Origin of the sequence: Akkermansia sp. KLE1798 (genome assembly GCF_001580195.1) — a bacterium.
Classification (GTDB): domain Bacteria; phylum Verrucomicrobiota; class Verrucomicrobiia; order Verrucomicrobiales; family Akkermansiaceae; genus Akkermansia; species Akkermansia biwaensis.
The window spans coordinates 17,184-33,514 of the sequence record NZ_KQ971090.1 but is presented as its reverse complement, the minus strand read 5'-3'; the positions used below and the strand labels follow the sequence as shown (position 1 = coordinate 33,514).

Annotated in this window: 11 protein-coding genes and 1 tRNA gene; 7 read left to right on the top strand and 5 right to left on the bottom strand. The window is 57.9% G+C overall.

Going from position 1 to position 16,331, the window contains the following annotated elements:
• The first annotated feature begins 28 nt into the window (after window positions 1-28).
• From tpiA to HMPREF3039_RS09550, 6 genes are all read left to right on the top strand, one after another.
• A complete protein-coding gene (tpiA, locus tag HMPREF3039_RS09580; RefSeq protein ID WP_067570991.1) occupies window positions 29-793 on the top strand; it encodes a triose-phosphate isomerase in 765 nt (254 codons plus the stop codon).
• Between the two features lie 507 nt (window positions 794-1,300).
• Window positions 1,301-1,984 carry a type II secretion system protein gene (locus HMPREF3039_RS09570; protein ID WP_067982024.1) on the top strand — a complete coding sequence of 228 codons (684 nt, stop codon included), beginning with the start codon at window positions 1,301-1,303 and terminating at the stop codon, window positions 1,982-1,984.
• A gap of 162 nt (window positions 1,985-2,146) precedes the next feature.
• A complete protein-coding gene (locus HMPREF3039_RS09565) occupies window positions 2,147-2,719 on the top strand; it encodes a hypothetical protein (RefSeq protein WP_147549687.1) in 573 nt (190 codons plus the stop codon).
• 286 nt (window positions 2,720-3,005) lie between these two features.
• Entirely contained in the window at window positions 3,006-4,592 is a 1,587-nt protein-coding gene (locus HMPREF3039_RS09560; RefSeq protein WP_231863901.1) for a sulfatase-like hydrolase/transferase, read from the top strand.
• A gap of 692 nt (window positions 4,593-5,284) precedes the next feature.
• Complete coding sequence (locus HMPREF3039_RS13860; RefSeq protein WP_156469850.1) at window positions 5,285-5,437, top strand: hypothetical protein; 153 nt, start codon at window positions 5,285-5,287, stop codon at window positions 5,435-5,437.
• Window positions 5,438-5,700: 263 nt separating this feature from the next.
• The gene (locus HMPREF3039_RS09550) at window positions 5,701-6,603 is read left to right on the top strand and encodes a hypothetical protein (protein WP_067571003.1); all 903 of its coding nucleotides are present in this window, start codon (window positions 5,701-5,703) and stop codon (window positions 6,601-6,603) included.
• Between the two features lie 130 nt (window positions 6,604-6,733).
• On the opposite strand, the gene HMPREF3039_RS09545 is transcribed toward HMPREF3039_RS09550, so the two are convergent.
• From HMPREF3039_RS09545 to HMPREF3039_RS09530, 4 genes are all read right to left on the bottom strand, one after another.
• Window positions 6,734-6,809, bottom strand: a tRNA-Lys gene (locus HMPREF3039_RS09545).
• Window positions 6,810-6,896: 87 nt separating this feature from the next.
• On the bottom strand, window positions 6,897-7,319 hold the full coding sequence (locus HMPREF3039_RS09540; protein ID WP_067571005.1) for an acyl-CoA thioesterase: 423 nt from the start codon (window positions 7,317-7,319) through the stop codon (window positions 6,897-6,899).
• A gap of 47 nt (window positions 7,320-7,366) precedes the next feature.
• Entirely contained in the window at window positions 7,367-8,116 is a 750-nt protein-coding gene (locus tag HMPREF3039_RS09535) for a ComF family protein (protein WP_067571007.1), read from the bottom strand.
• Between the two features lie 34 nt (window positions 8,117-8,150).
• Window positions 8,151-8,450 carry a hypothetical protein gene (locus HMPREF3039_RS09530; RefSeq protein WP_067571009.1) on the bottom strand — a complete coding sequence of 100 codons (300 nt, stop codon included), beginning with the start codon at window positions 8,448-8,450 and terminating at the stop codon, window positions 8,151-8,153.
• An 87-nt stretch (window positions 8,451-8,537) separates the two neighbouring features.
• On the opposite strand from HMPREF3039_RS09530, the gene mazG reads away from it, so the two are divergent.
• Entirely contained in the window at window positions 8,538-9,347 is an 810-nt protein-coding gene (gene mazG, locus HMPREF3039_RS09525; protein WP_067571055.1) for a nucleoside triphosphate pyrophosphohydrolase, read from the top strand.
• Window positions 9,348-9,464: 117 nt separating this feature from the next.
• Here the strand turns inward: mazG and HMPREF3039_RS09520 are convergent, their stop codons facing one another.
• Entirely contained in the window at window positions 9,465-15,998 is a 6,534-nt protein-coding gene (locus HMPREF3039_RS09520) for an autotransporter-associated beta strand repeat-containing protein (RefSeq protein ID WP_197457896.1), read from the bottom strand.
• Between the last annotated feature and the right edge of the window lie 333 nt (window positions 15,999-16,331).

The window sequence follows — 16,331 nt, the reverse complement described above, 5'->3', positions numbered from 1 at the left end:
GCCTGCTCCTGATTAATTCATTCCATTTATGTCCCGCAAACCAATTATTGCCGCCAACTGGAAGATGAACATCGGCCCCGCTGAAGGCGCCCAATTCATCGAAAGCTTCAAAACCATCCTCAAGGGGAAGGACGTCGCCTGCGACACCGTGATCGTTCCCCCCTTCACCACCATCCCCTCCGTGCTGAACGCCCTGGGCGGCTGCGGATGCATCGCCATCGGCGCCCAGAACGTGTCCCAGTATGACAACGGAGCCTACACCGGTGAAATCTCCACCAGCATGCTCCAGGAGCTGGGCCTCAAGTACGTGGTGCTCGGCCACAGCGAACGCCGCCAGTACTTCGGTGAAACGGACGCCATCATCAACGCCAAGATCAAGAAGGCCATCGCCGCCGGAATCACCCCGATCTTTTGCATCGGAGAAACCAAGGACGAACGCCTGGGAGGCATTCTGGAACCCGTGCTGGAAATCCAGCTCAAGGGCGGTCTCAAGGACCTGACGCCGGAAGAAGTCGCCAACCTGGTCATTGCCTATGAACCCGTCTGGGCCATCGGCACCGGCCTGACCGCCACTTCCAAGGAAGCCCAGGAAGCGCACGCCTTCATCCGCAAGGTCGTTGCGGACGTCTTCGGCGCGGACACCGCCGCCAGGGTACGCATCCAGTACGGCGGTTCGGTGAAGCCGGAAAACGTGGAAGAACTCATGGCCCAGCCGGACATCGACGGCGCCCTGGTGGGCGGCGCGTCCCTGAAGCCGGAATCCTTCGCCGCGCTGGTCACAGCCGCCAAATAAGCGGCGTCGCACCATTCCTTTTTACCACCAGGCCGGTCCCTCCGGGGGCCGGCCTTTTCCGTTTCCGGGGAACATGCCCCCGCCGTCTCCGTCCCGGATGCACGGTTTGGCAAAAGGCTCCTGAGCGGCGCGGTGCCCATGCCTTACACGGGCAGAATGCACCGGCCTCCCTGCGGACAGGCACGTTCCTGGGGAGGGACGGGAACCACGTCTTTCCGGAAAAAAGGCGTTCCTCATCGTCATCGCGGCCCATAAAAAGGCGGAATCACGGCGGCGGCGCTGGCGGGGGCCTGAGGCATCCGCTCCGTGAAGCCGGTATCCCGCCTTTCCCTGTGTCATATCCGGGGACGGGTTCCCGGTAATATCCGTCGGAATATTTCATAAGACACTCACATGCCATCAGGACAGCCGCCCATGCCGCCGATTGGAAACAGGCGCGGCTTTTCACCGGCGGAAACAGTTTCTGGCTTTTCAAGCGGCGGCAATCATGTACAATGGCAGGAAATCATGAAAGCCCGCTCATTTACCTCACGCAGCAAAGGTTTCACGCTCATTGAAGTTCTCGTGGTCATCGCCATCCTCGCCCTGCTGTCGGGCATTTCCTACACGGTATATTCCCACGCCACGGAAACGGCGGCACGGACGCGCTGCACGGACAACCTTCACAGGCTGAGCGACTTGGGCAAGGAATTCGCGGCCCAGAACGGGGGCAAGCTTCCCTCCAGCGGCATGAAGGACAGCCTCCTGAGCGCCAAGGCCTGCCGCAACTGGTGGGACGCCCTGGCCCCCATCGTCAACGCCGGCCAGCCGGACCTGATCCCCCTCACGGACAAGGAGCCCCACATGCTCCCGGACACCTTCCGCTGCAAGAATGACAAGCACCTTACTCACTTCAACTCCAGCGACCCCAACCAGCCCGCCGGACCGGACACCGTCTCCTATACCAGCTGGCTGGACAACCGGAAGGGCCGCCCCATGAACGTAGCCCGCGGCCAGGCCCTGAGGAACAAGCCGTGGCTCAGCGACGGCAACCCCATTGACGGCCGCAGCGTCATCACCTCGCAGGACTTTGATGAAATCGTGGTTCCTGCTCTGGAACGCCACCAGGGAGCTATCATGGTACTTTACGCAGACGGAAAAATAGCGCCCGTTGAGGACCCCACGTTTGAAAAAGTCACCAAGGACTCGTAAGAAACTCTTCTCCCCTCCCGGAAGGCCCGTTCTGCGGTCCGGAAGCCGGAAAGTGATGGAATTTTCTTCCTTCTCCCGCTGATTCGCCTTTACGAATACGGGATAATCATTAAGGTTAGCGTTCAGATGAACCCGTATACCCCCTTTGAGCATCCGTATGAAATGATACCGTTGCATGTGGCGGGGTACATCCTGGGTTCCGTTCTGCTGCTCGGCCATCTGTTCGCCCTGGTGAAAAGACAGCAAACGCAGGCGTTCCTGCTGGCTTCTCCGCGCAACCATCTGCTCGCCCAGATTCTGCTGGCGGTGGGCCTGTTCTGGTTCTTCCTGCTGGTGGCTCCCCAGGGACTGGGAATCCTGAGTTCCCTCCGCGTGGATCTGGCGGAATTCGAGGGCATCCGGTGGCTGCTCCAGCTTGCGTGCCCCGTCTTTCTGGTTCTGATGATCACCCAGGTGAAAAACCTTCTCTTCCCGCGGGCTCTCGGCCTCTTCGGGCTGATGGTGGCCTCCCCCCTCCTCTTTGCCGCCTATCTGAAAGATCCGGTCACGCGCCTGCTCATCCCCGTCTGGTGCTACATCGTTATCTTCCTCTCCCTCCTCTGGATAGGAAAACCCTATCTCTACCGGGACATGGTCAACAAAATCTGTTCCAAACCCTCCTGGTGGACTCCCCTTTGCCTGGGCGGCATGGCCTATGGAGCCGCCATCCTGCTCTGCGCCATTCTGTGGTGGTAGTACGGACTGAATCCTGACGCCGGATCCGGCACTTTTCACCGCCGGAATCCTCATGGTTCCCGCGGAAAACAAGATTCCGGGGAAAGCGGGCTGATGACCGGGAACGGCGGCAACACCCTTCGGAAAAAAGGAAAAACGGAATATCCGGCATACTCTCATACAGCCATGCCATGGACAGCAAACGCCCTGCATGTTTTTCCCGTTCCGGCGCACCGCCGGCATGCTCCGGCTGTTCCTTCTCGAGCCGCTTAAAGAAGGCTGGCAGAAAATGCTTTTATTCTCTCACATGATTTCCTATACCTCCCTTATGCGCTGTTCAATCCGGCTTATCTCCTGCCTGGCAATAGCCTTTGCTTCCCTGCAAGCCGGCCACGCCGCCCGGCCCAACATTGTCCTCATCCTGGCCGACGACATGGGCTGGTCCGATCTGGGCTGCTACGGTTCTGAAATACCCACCCCCAGCATCGACTCCCTCGCCAGGCAGGGCATGCAGGCCACAAGGTGCTACACGGCTTCCCGCTGCTCCCCCTCCCGCGCCTCCATCATGACCGGGTGCGAGCCCCACAAGGTGGACGTGGGCCTGCTGGATGACGACAGCGGCCGCCCCGGCTACCGGGGACGCCTGAAGCCGGACATTCCCACCCTGCCGGAACTGCTGAAAAAAGCCGGCTACCGCACCTACCTGTCCGGAAAATGGCATCTGGGGAAAGTCCGGGGGACCTACCCCTGGGACCGCGGCTTCGACCGCTACCGCGGCCTTCTGGGCGGCGCGGCGGACTATTACAGGCCCATGCCGGACCGTCCCTTCGGAGAAGACGGCAGACTGCTCAAGCCGGAAGACCTGCCCGATGACTTCTACATGACGGAGGACATCACCAAGACCGCCCTGGCATACATTGACGATGCCGCCAGGGCCAAGGCTCCCTTCTTCCTTTATGTGGCCTACACGGCTCCGCATACACCCCTCCAGGCCCCCAGGGGGGAAATAGAAAAAATGCTGCCCCTGTATGAAGGCAAATCTCCCGGCTCCATTGCCGCCAAACGGCTGGAAAACCAGAAACGCCTGGGCATCGTCCCCCCTTCCGCCAAGCTGGGGATGCACAACAAATTCAATCCGGCCGGCTATGAAAAAACTTCTGCGGAACGCAAGGAATACATAGCCGAATGCATGGCCACCTACGCCGCGCAAATCTCCATCATGGACCGGGGCGTCGGGAAAATTCTGGAATCCCTGGACCGCCACCATCTCAGCGGTAACACAATCGTCATGTTCCTGTCGGACAACGGAGCGACGGCGGAAATGCCGCAAAACAACAAAAACAAAAAAACCGCGCTGCCCATCGGCCCGCTGGGGGAAGTCGGCTGCCGGGACGGCTACGGCCCCATGTGGGCGGCCGTATCCAACACGCCCTACCGCCAGTACAAGATTGAAACCTTTGACGGCGGTCTCTCCGCCCCCTTCATCATCCGCTATCCCAAGGTCCTGCGTTCCGGAACACGCTATCACTCCCCGTTCCTGCTCCAGGACATCGCCCCCACCTGCCTCACCTGGGCCAAACTGCCCGTCCCCGGCCACATGGACGGCAAGCCGCTCAACTCCTATTGGTCCAAACCCGCTTCCATTCCGCCGGAAAAGGTATGGGACAGCATTCCCAACACCTGCCCTCCCCGCACCATCTTCTGGGAGCACCAGAGAAACCGCGCCGCCCTGACGGACAAATTCAAGCTGGTGGCTCCCAACCGGGGTCCCTGGCAGGTTTACGATATCAGGGACAGGACGGAACAGAACAATCTGGCTCCCCGACACAAGGCTCTGGTGGAACAACTCTCCGGGCAGTACAGGAAGTGGGCGCAGGAAACGCATGCCGAATAATCCCCCCACTCCCGCAAGTCAGGAAAAACCTGCCAGGACCGGAACACCTCCTTTCTCCGGCCTCCCCGGTTGAAACGCCTCTTGCGGGAAAATCGTGATTGATCCGGAGCTATCCCCCTTTCGGACAGTCCTTACTGGAAACTCTCCGGAAACCGTTTCTCCGGACACCCGGAATACATCCAGAGGAAGTTCCCGTTAAAAAAAGGCATTATTAAACAAGTCTCCGGGGCTTCCTCCATTCACCGGAAAACGCAGAGACGGGCTTTCCCAAAAGCGCGGTTCCTCCGGGAAAAACACCGCCCCCGTTTGAACGTTCATGCAAGCGTTATCTTCCCCGGAACAACAGATGTACAGGACTCCAAGGAAGAAGAAACAGCGCAAAAATACCTTTCTCGTTACTTTATCAAAATAAAAATTCACGGAATAGTGAATAATTTGCAGAAAACGAAATTTATTCGCGGTTCCATGAAAAGCAGCCCATTCCTCCTTGCAAGACGGTGTGCACCTCTGTCTTTATTCTCCCGACTTTTCGGGAGATACTGTCCACCTGACAAGATTTCCTCACTGGCCGGAGACATGAAAAAAGAAAGGAAAAAAGCACATGCCGGATCAGTAATTCCTCCGTGATGTTATCATCCCTTATATTTTCATTCTCAATAATTCTCACAAAAAGCCCCCTTGGACCGGAATTCATGAAAAAACTGCTGTTCCGTCAAGTGTGCATCGCGCAGTTTCCCTTGGCAAACAGCCTGCCGATCTTCTTCCCTTCCCTTGCAAAAGTTGCAAGGATGAGACCTGTTTTTACCGCTGCGTTTCCAAAACCGACAATTCTTCCTTTTTTCTAACAATTATTGAAACTACAGAAGCATTCCGTTTCAAGATGACATAGTATTAGAATACTTCTAAATTAAGAAAAACTCATTGATTATAAATACAGTTTAATTAAACTTTCATGAGTCTTCTTTCAGATGAATGCTTCATTCTTCATATTCAAATCTTAAATTATTTTTACAATATGGAATATTTTTGAAATATAAGCACCAAAGATTTTTTTAAATGTATTTTGTGCAGAATGCCCCCCTGAATTTCCTCTCTCCTGCATGTCGCCATGTCTAAAGAAACCAATAACTCTTTCCTCAAAAAAGCGAACATATTCCAGCCCATTCTGGTGGTCTTCATCTCCATCGTCGGCGGCACGCCGATAGAAAACGGCCATACCGGGAAAATCATTATTCTCATCATTCTGGGTCTTGCTTTCATCGTCTGGCATGTGGAATGCCAGCTCATGCTCAATAAAAAAGGGGATGAAGAAGAACAGTCCTGTATCCGCAAACGCCAGACTGCGGCCCTCTATGAAAAGGCATGTACCGCCCTCAGCAAAGAATATGAAAACTTTGCCAACAAATTGGACGGCTCACGGGAGATGCCCTGGGACTTCAGCCAGGGGAGCGGGTTCCTGTGCTCCACGATTGCCGCGGCATTGGCGGAATATAAAAAATCCCTCATTTTCGAAGTGCTTTACATCAAGGCGGAAAAGACGGGAGATCAGACTCTGCTCAGCGTAGCTGGATACGCCCAGGGAGACCATAATGACGGCACTCCGTCCATTCTGGCACAACTGCCGCGGCCGGTCACCAATACCCCTTCCATGCTGGATGAACAGCTATTCCTGGAACACCGTCTCAATCCCCTGGTTCTCTCCACGCCTCGCCAGGTGGCGCGCTTTTTCTTCCGCAAGCGCAACCAGCCTCCGGAGAAAAAATATCTGCAATACATTGCCGTTCCCGTGGTGTGCCACAGGAATGAAATCGTGGGCCTGATTGAAGTGGCCGTGAAGAAAACCCCGCTTCTGTCTCCGCCCGTGGTTCTGGAAGACCATGAACTGGCCGTTGTCAAATCATGGCTGTACCACCTGAAAAACCACTTTCTGCTGTTTCATAAAATAGAAAAAAGCCTGGCCGGAAAGGCAAGCCGCCCGAACTTTCCGAAAGACCGGGATTCCTGCGCCTGACGCCCGGTTCCCCCGGTTCATTCAGAAAACAGGGCCTTGAGGAACATTTTCATAAGCCTTCCGGCCCGTATAACCGATAAAAAAACTCCGCGGGGAATGATTCCCGCGGAGTTTCGATTTGGAAAAGAGGTGGTACTTGGACCGGGACTCGAACCCGGGACCAATAGATTAAAAGTCTACTGCTCTACCAACTGAGCTACCCAAGCACTTTACCCTTGCTGGAAGGGCGGGAGCAGTAAACACCACCTTTCTGCACATGGCAAGAGCAAAATGGGGCACGGAATGAAAAAAAATCAGGACTCCATGCAGGCCTGCCACCGGGTGCGCCATTCCGCCGGAATGCGTACGGGACGGCCCTGGGGCATCTGCACGAAGGCGAGCTTCTGATGCGCTCTTACCAGCAAATCGTCGTTGGAAGCGCGGCGCATCTCGAAATCACACCAGAAACTGGCCCTTTCCACCGACTCAAGCCACCCCGTCGTCACAATCGTATCCCCCAGCACGGCAGGCCGAACATAGTCGATTTCATGACGCACCACCACGGTGAACTGCTGGAGGTCGCCCATGATTTTATAGTCCATGCCCAGCTTTACCCCCAGCTTGGTACGGCAGGCTTCAATCATGCGCAGATAGGCCAGGTTGTGGACCACGCCTCCGCAATCCGTATCATAAAACATGACCTCGTCTTTCGTTTGAAACGCCAGCTCCGGATTCATGGTCTCATTGTAGGAAGGATGAAGAGGTCTTGAAAGAAAATTCCGGTTCAGCCATGCCATGCGTGATGCGTGCGCGCCAGGGTCAGAACGCAGACGGAAGAGGCTCCGGCGCGGAGCAGCAGGCGGGAGCACGCGTCCGCCGTGGCCCCGGTGGTGAACACATCGTCCACCAGAAGAATGTCCCGCCCCCTGACGGGACGGCGTTTCAACCTGCTTTCATGCACGGCGTATATTTTCCGGGCGTGCCTGAGGCGCTGCTCCCGTGCCAGGCTTGCCTGGGGCATCCGGTCCGGCAGGCGTTTCAACACACGGCTGACGGCCCAGCCAAGCTCCTTCCCCAGCAGCACGGCCAGTTCCTCCGCCTGGTTGTATCCCCTCCGGACAAGTTTGAGCCGGTGCATGGGGACCGGGACCAGCAGGCACTCCCTCCCTCCGAACCAGTGGCGGTTTTCGCGCACGGCTTCCGCCATTATCCCGGCAAAAGTCCCGGCCAGGTGCAGGGCTCCGGCATATTTGAAGGAAAGGAGCAGCTCTCTCAGTTCTCCGTCATTGACGTACACGGCGCGCGCCTCCCCAAAGGAGGGGGCGTCCCCGGCACAGCGGGAACACATCCCGCCGGGAATGAAGGAACCCTCCGCCGGCTCCCCGCAAACGGCGCAGAAGGGCGGCTCTATGGGAATAAAACGCTTCCGGCATGCCGGGCAGACGTACCTTCCGTCCGGACTGCCGCAACCGCATAGCTCACAGACAAAGGGATATACCCAGGAAGACCATTCCCTGAATATTCCCGCCAGCATACCCCCACGTATCAAAAGCTCCCGGGAAAACCCGCTATTCATTCTCCTCATCCGGAGAGACGGCGGATTCTTCCTCCGGCATGTCTTCCAGAAGCTTGTCAATGGCCTCAATCAGACGCCACGGGCAGCGCTTGCGCTGGTATTTGCGCCACAGCAGGTCGCGCAGAGTAATCCAGAGGTCACGCGTAAATTCCACCTGTTCCCATTCCACATCGTCACGTTCCGCACGGCCCACCTTGGGGGCGCATTCCAGCTTCCACTTGTTGGCGTGGTGGCATGCCCTGTACACCAGGGTTCCTTCATCCGTGCGTTCTTTCCACGTGTGAACTTCCATGCGGGCGAGTGTGCAGGGAGATTCCTTCCGGGTAAAGCGGAATTTTTGCTAGTCATCCGCCCCCGCGGGATTAGTATGGCCCCTGTCATGAACGACACTGAAATGATTGAATGCCACGAGCCTGCCCTCCAGATGCAACGCCTCATCTCCATCATGAAGCGCCTCCGCGCGCCGCAAGGCTGCCCCTGGGACGCTGAACAGACACACAAGTCACTGATCACCAACATGATTGAGGAAGCGTACGAGGCTGTGGACACAATCCAAAGGGACGACTGGCAACAAATGCGGGAGGAACTGGGCGACGTGCTGCTTCAGGTCGTTTTTCACGCAGAAATCGCCCAGGAAAACGGACGGTTCGATTTCAATGACGTGGCCGCCGAAGTCAGTGAGAAGCTCATCCGACGCCACCCCCACGTATTCGCCAGCTCCCGGGCGGATACGACGGACGCCGTCCTGACCCAGTGGGACAAAATCAAAAGACAGGAAAAAGGGGCGGAATCCACCCCCTACCTGCACGGCACGGGCAAGGGGCTGCCCGCCCTTCTCCGGGCCTGGAAACTTCAGAAAAAAGCCGCGAAAGCCGGGTTTGACTGGCCGGACGCCCAGGGAGCCCTGGACAAGGTGAAGGAAGAAACGGCTGAATGCGAGGAGATACTGCCCCTGCCGGAAGAAGACCCGCGCATCACGGAAGAACTGGGAGACCTGCTGTTTTCCGTGGTGAACCTGTGCCGCAAAAAGGGAATAGACCCGGAAGTGGCCATGGCGGGCGCCAACAAAAAGTTCGAACGGCGTTTCAATGAAATGGAACGCCTGCTGGCCAGGGACGGCCTCACACTGGACCAGGCGGACCTGGACACCATGGAAGCTCGCTGGCAGCAGGCGAAATCCGCCGAATAACGGAGTTCCCAGCTATTTCTCTTCCGGAAATCGCGTTTCTCTCCGCGGTTCCCGGATTTTTTATGCGCCGCTCTCCCGGCCCTGAATTCAGAGAGGAACAGGAAGCACGGCGGCCGCTCAATGCCTGCGGCGGCGCAGCAAAAGCACCCCCAGTCCCAGGAGGCCCAGCGCGGCGGAGGCGGGTTCGGGAACCGGACGCACCAGCGTAACCACACCGTCATTCATCCAGGTGCCTTCATTGTCCAGCACGAAACCGGCATTTTTCAGGGCGGTATCGTACAACACGCAGACCGTGGAGAAATCGACGTTGGAAGCGCTGCCCAAAAGGTCTCTGTCACACAGGACAAAGTCGATAGTGCTCACCCGGGAGGCCGTCAACTGGTCAATCAGGCTGCCGCTGCATTCCGTAAGCAGCAGATTCACCCCTCCGGAAAAGTCCAGGGCTGCCTGTCCCGTTCCGGTGATCAGCGCATTGGTCGTCCAGGTGGAGGCATTCGTCATGGAGAAATTGCCGTCTGCATAGCTGATGTTCAGGCCGGGAACGGAAGAGGCCGCGGAAGAAACGGTGAGGGAGGAAAGTTCCCCCATCCTGATGCCGGAGTCCGCAGCATGAATCAGCATGTCGGTGATGACGGCCTGCTGCCCCGCGGCGACATCCAGCAGAGACCCGGAAAACTCCGTATGGGAGAGGGCGGCACCGGTCCTGACATCCACCTTCACGCCATGGAACAGGGCGCGGTCCGCGGAACTTCCGCCCCGGACAATGCCGTACCCGCCGGAGGACCCGAACGAAGCCCCGGCCACGGAGGAGGAACCCGCCCCGGTCCGCGCCGTCACCGTCACGGAGGCATCCGCCGGGGAAGAAGAGTTCAGCGTATTGACAGAGGCCCCGATCCCCTTCAGCTCCACGGAACTGACGTAGGAAACAACCCCGGCCTTGACGTCCAGCCGGGAGTCCGTCCCTTGCAGAACAACTCCGGCCTTCGTGTTGAGGGCTTCCGCATGGGCCAGTTCCAGGGCGGCATGGTCCGTCACGCGGAAAGTGCCGTCCCAGGTATTGGCGCCTCCCAGCACCACGCGGCCATTCCGTCCGGCGTTGTCGTTCCTGATGCTGATGGTCCCGGAGGTTTTGCCGGGCTTAATTTCCCCGTTGAAGGTCATCACATGGCTGTCCCCGGACGCGGTCATGGTGTCCGGATCATATCCGGTCGTGTCCAGTACGAAGTCCGCGCTCCCGGCGTCCACCACCATTTCATAAGTGGTGCTCCAGTCGGCATCCAGCATGCCCAACGTGCCCCCGCCATTCAGAAGAATCATGTTGCCGACCCTGGCAACGCCGTTTTCCGTATAAGCCGTTCCGGACAGGGAGCCGAACCCGCTGCCCAGCCGCAGCACGCCTCCGTCATTTACCTGCAAGTCATAATCATACACGTTTTTGGAACTTCCGCCCCCTACGACCAGATTGCCGTTTTCAGAAACATTCAATTTCCCCGTCAGGAAAAGCGTCTTCGCCACCCTGATGATCCCCTCCTGAATGTCCAGGCCTGCCAGGCGGGCGTTCCCGACAGTCTGGGAGAACGTTCCCGTCTTGATCAGGCTGATATAGCCGGAATCGTTCATCAGGCCGTTGTCGTACATATCCACATACCGCCCGAATCCCATGTCGCCATTGTAAACGCGGTCCTGCCTCTGGGTGGACAAATGCAGCGTGACGGAGGAATCCCTTCCGGCGCTTTTCTCCGCCGTAATGGCGGATTCCTCATCCATCCCCGCTACTCCGGCCAGGCTCCATTCATGGCCCTCATCCATGGGATAGAGGTGAAGCACCGTCGTTTTCGCTCCGTTCAAGCTCAGGTCAAAGGAGGCATGGTTCCACTTGTTCTGCGCCAGGGAGGCCTGCACCACCCCGCTGGCCCCGGCAGCCGCTCCCATGCTGACGGTTCCGGAAAAGCCGGAGCCGTCGTCCAGCCGGAAAACGCTATTGGCATGGTCGGTGGAATCCTGCAAAAACAGGTTGGCGGCAGCACCGCCCTGAACCCGGGAAATCACGGCGCCGATCACCCTGTCCGTATGAGTCACCGTTACGCGGGAATCCTCAGCAACCGTCAACAGGTTGTTCAGGGCCGCCACCTGCTGGACAAATCCGGAACTGGCATAATCCAGAGCCAGGGAAGTTCCGTCAAACATGCGTATTTCCCCCGTTCCCAGCGCGGAGGAGTCACGCATGACGATCCTGCCGCCATTGACTTCCGTTCCTCCGGAATAGGTGTTCGCCGTCTCTATCAGGAGCGTTCCCTTTCCATCCTTGGTCAGAATGGTTTTCCAGTCACTGCTTCCGTAATCGTCCGGCAGCGGGCCGTCGGCAATCATGCCTCCTCCGGCATGGGCCCGGAAAATGTAATTGACGTCGTCCTTGACCCGGATGGATGCGGGCCGCACCGTTCCCCTGATCTGCACGACGTTATATTCCTCTCCTCCGTCCATTTCCACAGCCCCCGTCTTTCCATCTCCCTCCCCGCCGAAAGCGACGTGATAGGAATCCCTGTAAAAACCGTTCACTCCCAGGTTCTTGTCCAGCCCCTCCAGCCAGTGGTCCCGGTCCGTTCCCTGGCCCTCCGCCTCCGTATTGGCAAACCAGACATTGTCCGTAGCTGCCACGGCCTCGTCATTTTCCCCGCTTTCCCCATTGTACCAGGTGCGGGTGGGGGTATTGGTGACGGTCATCACCAGATTCATGGAATCCTCCGTAATCTTGATGATGCCGAAATAGCCGCCGCCCACGGAAATCGTACGCGTCTGGAATCCTCCCAGGCTGCCGTTGACAAAAATGCCGTTTTCCGTGGTTACCAGGTAGTATTCCTTGTCAATCGTGCTCGCGCCGCTGAAGTTATATCCGGAAAAGCGCACCAGCACATCTCCGTCCAGATTCAGGCGGCCGGAATCCGCTATCCCCTCCACGCCCGTAATGGACAGCAGCGGATATTCCGCCTGTTCCACCGGAAGAATGTCACAGTCAAAATACAGGTAGGCCGAGTCGGAAATTGAAACGGAACCGTTCACCACGGCGGTTTCCGGCACTTGAATCACGCCGTCCCCGGCGGCCACTTCCCTGGAAGCGGAAGTGACGATGTGAAGAGCGTACCCGGAATTGATTGTCATGTTCCCCATCCCTGCGCCCCAGTCCTGCACAACGCCTCCGGAAGCCACGCCTTCCGTCACGCCCAGTTTCAGCGTAGTTCCTCCATGCAGGACGGCACTCGTATTTACCTTGAGATTGTTGAATCCGAGCGTTCCCTCCTGGAGGGTCAGATGGCGGACGGTGGCCGTGTGGATATATTGCGACCCTTTCCCCGCCTTGACCAGAGACAGCGTCTCCTTGCCGGCCGCAGTGACCTTCCCTGAAGAAGTGGAACCGTATGCGGAAGCCGTCCCGAAAACGCCGGCAAAATACAGTTCATCCGCCTCTCCCACATCAAGCGTCAGCGTACTGGTGGAATTGGTCAGAACGCGCAGGGTGTCCACTTCTCCGGCGATGGAATAGGCGCCGCCGTAGTATTCCGTGTCCTGCGTCTTGCCGATCAGGTCTCCCTGCAATCCCGCCAGGACGGAATCCGACCGGACCAGGAGAATGTGGTAAAGGTCCATGCGCTCCTTGCCTTCAAAGGCGGTTCCGTTGTCGGAGGCATTCACCGCATGCCCGCGCGTCAGGTCCACCCTGGCGTTCCTCAGAGCGTCGTCTTCTATGGAAAGCTGAACCGCTCCCGGCTTGCGGACGTCAAGGCGGTCGTTGTTGGCATTGGCATTGGCAGAGGATTTGGCCGTGGAATACAGGATGTAGTTGTCCAGCTTCACCGTGCCGCTGAAATCGGATTTTTCCCCTTCCGGCAGATTTTCGTCGCTTATGTGGAACATGCTCGCCCATTTGTCCGCCCCGTTGGACGTAGTGGAGGTATAGCCCATCAGCGTCAGCTCCCCATACCCGCTCAGCCTTCCTGTCAGGCTCAGGGTGCGCCAGTGGCGGGAAGTCAGGTAGTCCCACTGGTAGCCGGAGTTGTTTTCCGAGTTTTCATCCCGTTCCGCCAGGGACATCGGAGAATAGCCGATGATAATCCGGGCCGAGTCCTTGGAGGAGGCGCCTATCTGAATGTCGTTGGAAATTGTCGGATTGCGGTAGGAGCTGTCCAGTTCGTTCGCGAACGGGTAATTGATGTAGAGCTGCGTCCCGTCCGCCATGCGGATGCTGCCGGAGCCAAGCGCTCCTTCACGCGCCGCAAGAATGCTGCCCTCCAGGATCTCCGTGCCTCCGGAAAACGTATTGCAGGTAGCCAGCGTCAGCATTCCCTGCCCCTCCTTGCGCAGACGGCCCGGAGCATCCGCCCCGGCATCCGCAATGCAGCCGCCGCCTTCCGTCACCGCATGAAACCGGTAGCCCAGGCCGTCATTCGCCGCCTTGTCCACCGTTACCGTCATGCTGGAGATGCCCACCGTGCCGTCGATGTAAACGTCAAAGCTGTTGATGTCCTTTCCGGACAAGTCCTTCATGCCGAAGCAGACTTCCCGGTCTCCATTCCGAAACGTCAGGCCGCCCTCCCACGGGCTGCTGCCGGAAGAGCCGTCCGTCCATATATTGCCTTCCGTGGAGCCGGCGGCATTTCCCTGCCAGACGTAATAGGTGAATTTGTCCGTATCGAAAAAGGTCCCGGTCAGCGAGGAGGAATCCAGCCCGGTCAGCAGCATCTGCCATCTGTCGCTGCCCTGAACGTTCAGCGTAATGCCGCCGTACACGTCGATGTCCCGGTAAATCCGGTTGCCGTCCGCATCCTTCCCCTCGGCATACCGGATTATTTCCTTGTGCACTCCTTCGGAAAGGGACAGCGCATGCCCGTCAGTCACGGAAACCAGCTTCCGGGAGATTCCGGATTCCGCGTCCGGTCCGGGGGCATTCACCGTCAGCATGCTTCCATGGGAAAATTGGACGGAGGAATCCAGCTCCAGCGTTCCCTCCATGTCCATGACCAGCTCATGGCCGAACGTGATTGTTCCGGAGGATTGAATGGACATCAGGGCCAGTTCGGACGCACGGGCGCTTCCGTTCAGGGTCAGAGAAGCGCCGGAGGCGATGTCCAGCCGTGCGCCGGAAGACATGGAAAAACCGTCTTTCAGCGTGATGCCGCCGCCTTCCCCTATGCGGAGCGTTCCGTTCCGAATATCCAGGCTGCCCAGATGGGCCGCATAAAGAGTCTGGGTGCCGGTTCCCTTCTTGACCAGGTTGATGATTCCGGTTCCGTCCGCTTCAATAACCTTTCCGGTGGTGTAGCTGTCCCTGTCCGCAGTGCCCGCATGGTAGGCTCCGTCCGCTCCTGCTCCTCCGATGATTCCCTTGAATTCATGGTCTTCCGCATTATCGACCGTCAGGGTAGCGGTCTTTCCGTTGCCGACCGTGACGCGGGAGGAGCCGCCTGCCGTGTCCCCTTCAAGTCCGGCGATGCTCAAATCCCCTTCCAGCTTCAGCACCACATAGGCGGGCGTGCCGACTCCGGACGTCAGCCAGTTGTCCAGGCCGCCCGGATTCGTTCCTCCCTGGCGGATCAGGGAGAGGTCCACCACGGTAGAGTGCATGTCGCCCGCTGCCTGGACCTGGACGGGAGTGTTGTAATTGCCGTTGCCGTCCATTTTGGAACGGGGAGCCGCCGTTTCCAGCGTTCCGCTGAAACCGCTCATATCCGCCCCGGTCAGGTCAAAGATGGAAACGCGGGCGCGGCTGGTGTTTTCCAGCACCAGGGTTCCGGTTCCCGCAATCCTGCCCTGCAGGAAGGCCGTACGGGCCGTGGAATTGGAAAATCCCAGGTAAACCCTGGAATCCGCTCCACCTGCCAGATTGATGTCCATCCGGTAATATTTATCCTTGTTTCCGGCGTCGCTCACGTTGGAACTTTCCAGGAAAATGTCTCCGTAACCCTCCATCGTTACGGCGCCGTCGTAACCCTCTTCCGGACGGGCCGCCCCACCTGACGGCACCACAATGTCCGCCCCGGCGGCCAAAGGTTCCGCGGCATTCCTCCAGGTTCCCGCCGCCGAACAGGCCGGGACCTCCTGCCGGAGGGGTTCCTGTTCCGGCCCGTCCGCATCTCCCTGTTCCTCCTCATCCTGTTCCTTGTCTTTCCCGGACGACGGCCTGGAGCCGTCCTTTCCCGCATCCGCATAATGGGGAGGCGGAGAAGACGGGTGCGGATGGTTTCCAGTGGAAGGAACAGGCATCATCGGACGGCTGTTCCCTGAAACCAGGGCATTTGCCAGCACGCCGTGAACCAGTTTGACCGCGGCGTCATTGTCGTCCTGGAACGTGTACTCCTGTCCAATATGGGAAACCGCCACTTTCCCGTTGAAAAGCTCATCGGAACGCAGTTCCCGCCTGAGATGCCATTCCTCTCCCGGTTTCAGCGGAAAAGAAGGGGAAATCCTCACCAAATGCACCGCTTCCCCGGTTCCGGAATGGCCGTCCGCAGATTCCAATACGGCGTCCACTTTTCTTCCCGTCCTGTTTTCAAAGTAAAAAGTAACGCCCTCCCATAATTTCTTCTGCCGGGCCGAGTATTGCACCAGCAGCCCTCCCTTTTCCTTCAATTCCTTGTAATCATTAACAGTCAACATATATTCACCATCCGACAGCACGGCTGCATCACGTTGACCTGCGGGAGTGTTTCCGGACAGAACCGGAGAATCTTCTGCAAAGGATTTATCAAGAAATGTTGATAAAATTCCAGCGCAGCAGATAAGAAAGGCAATGTTTTTCATGGTTATTAGTTTATCCTTATGCAAGGCTCAGGCAAAAGTGCGCGCCATATACACCCGGCTTTCACGGCTGTCAATAAGAACGGCGATGGCCGCCCATGCAGGAAAAGACATGCCCCGGAACCCGGGCGCATCACGGAAACTTTTTCATTTTTCAATGAAGTCGTCATCGGCGGGGCAATGAATACCGGA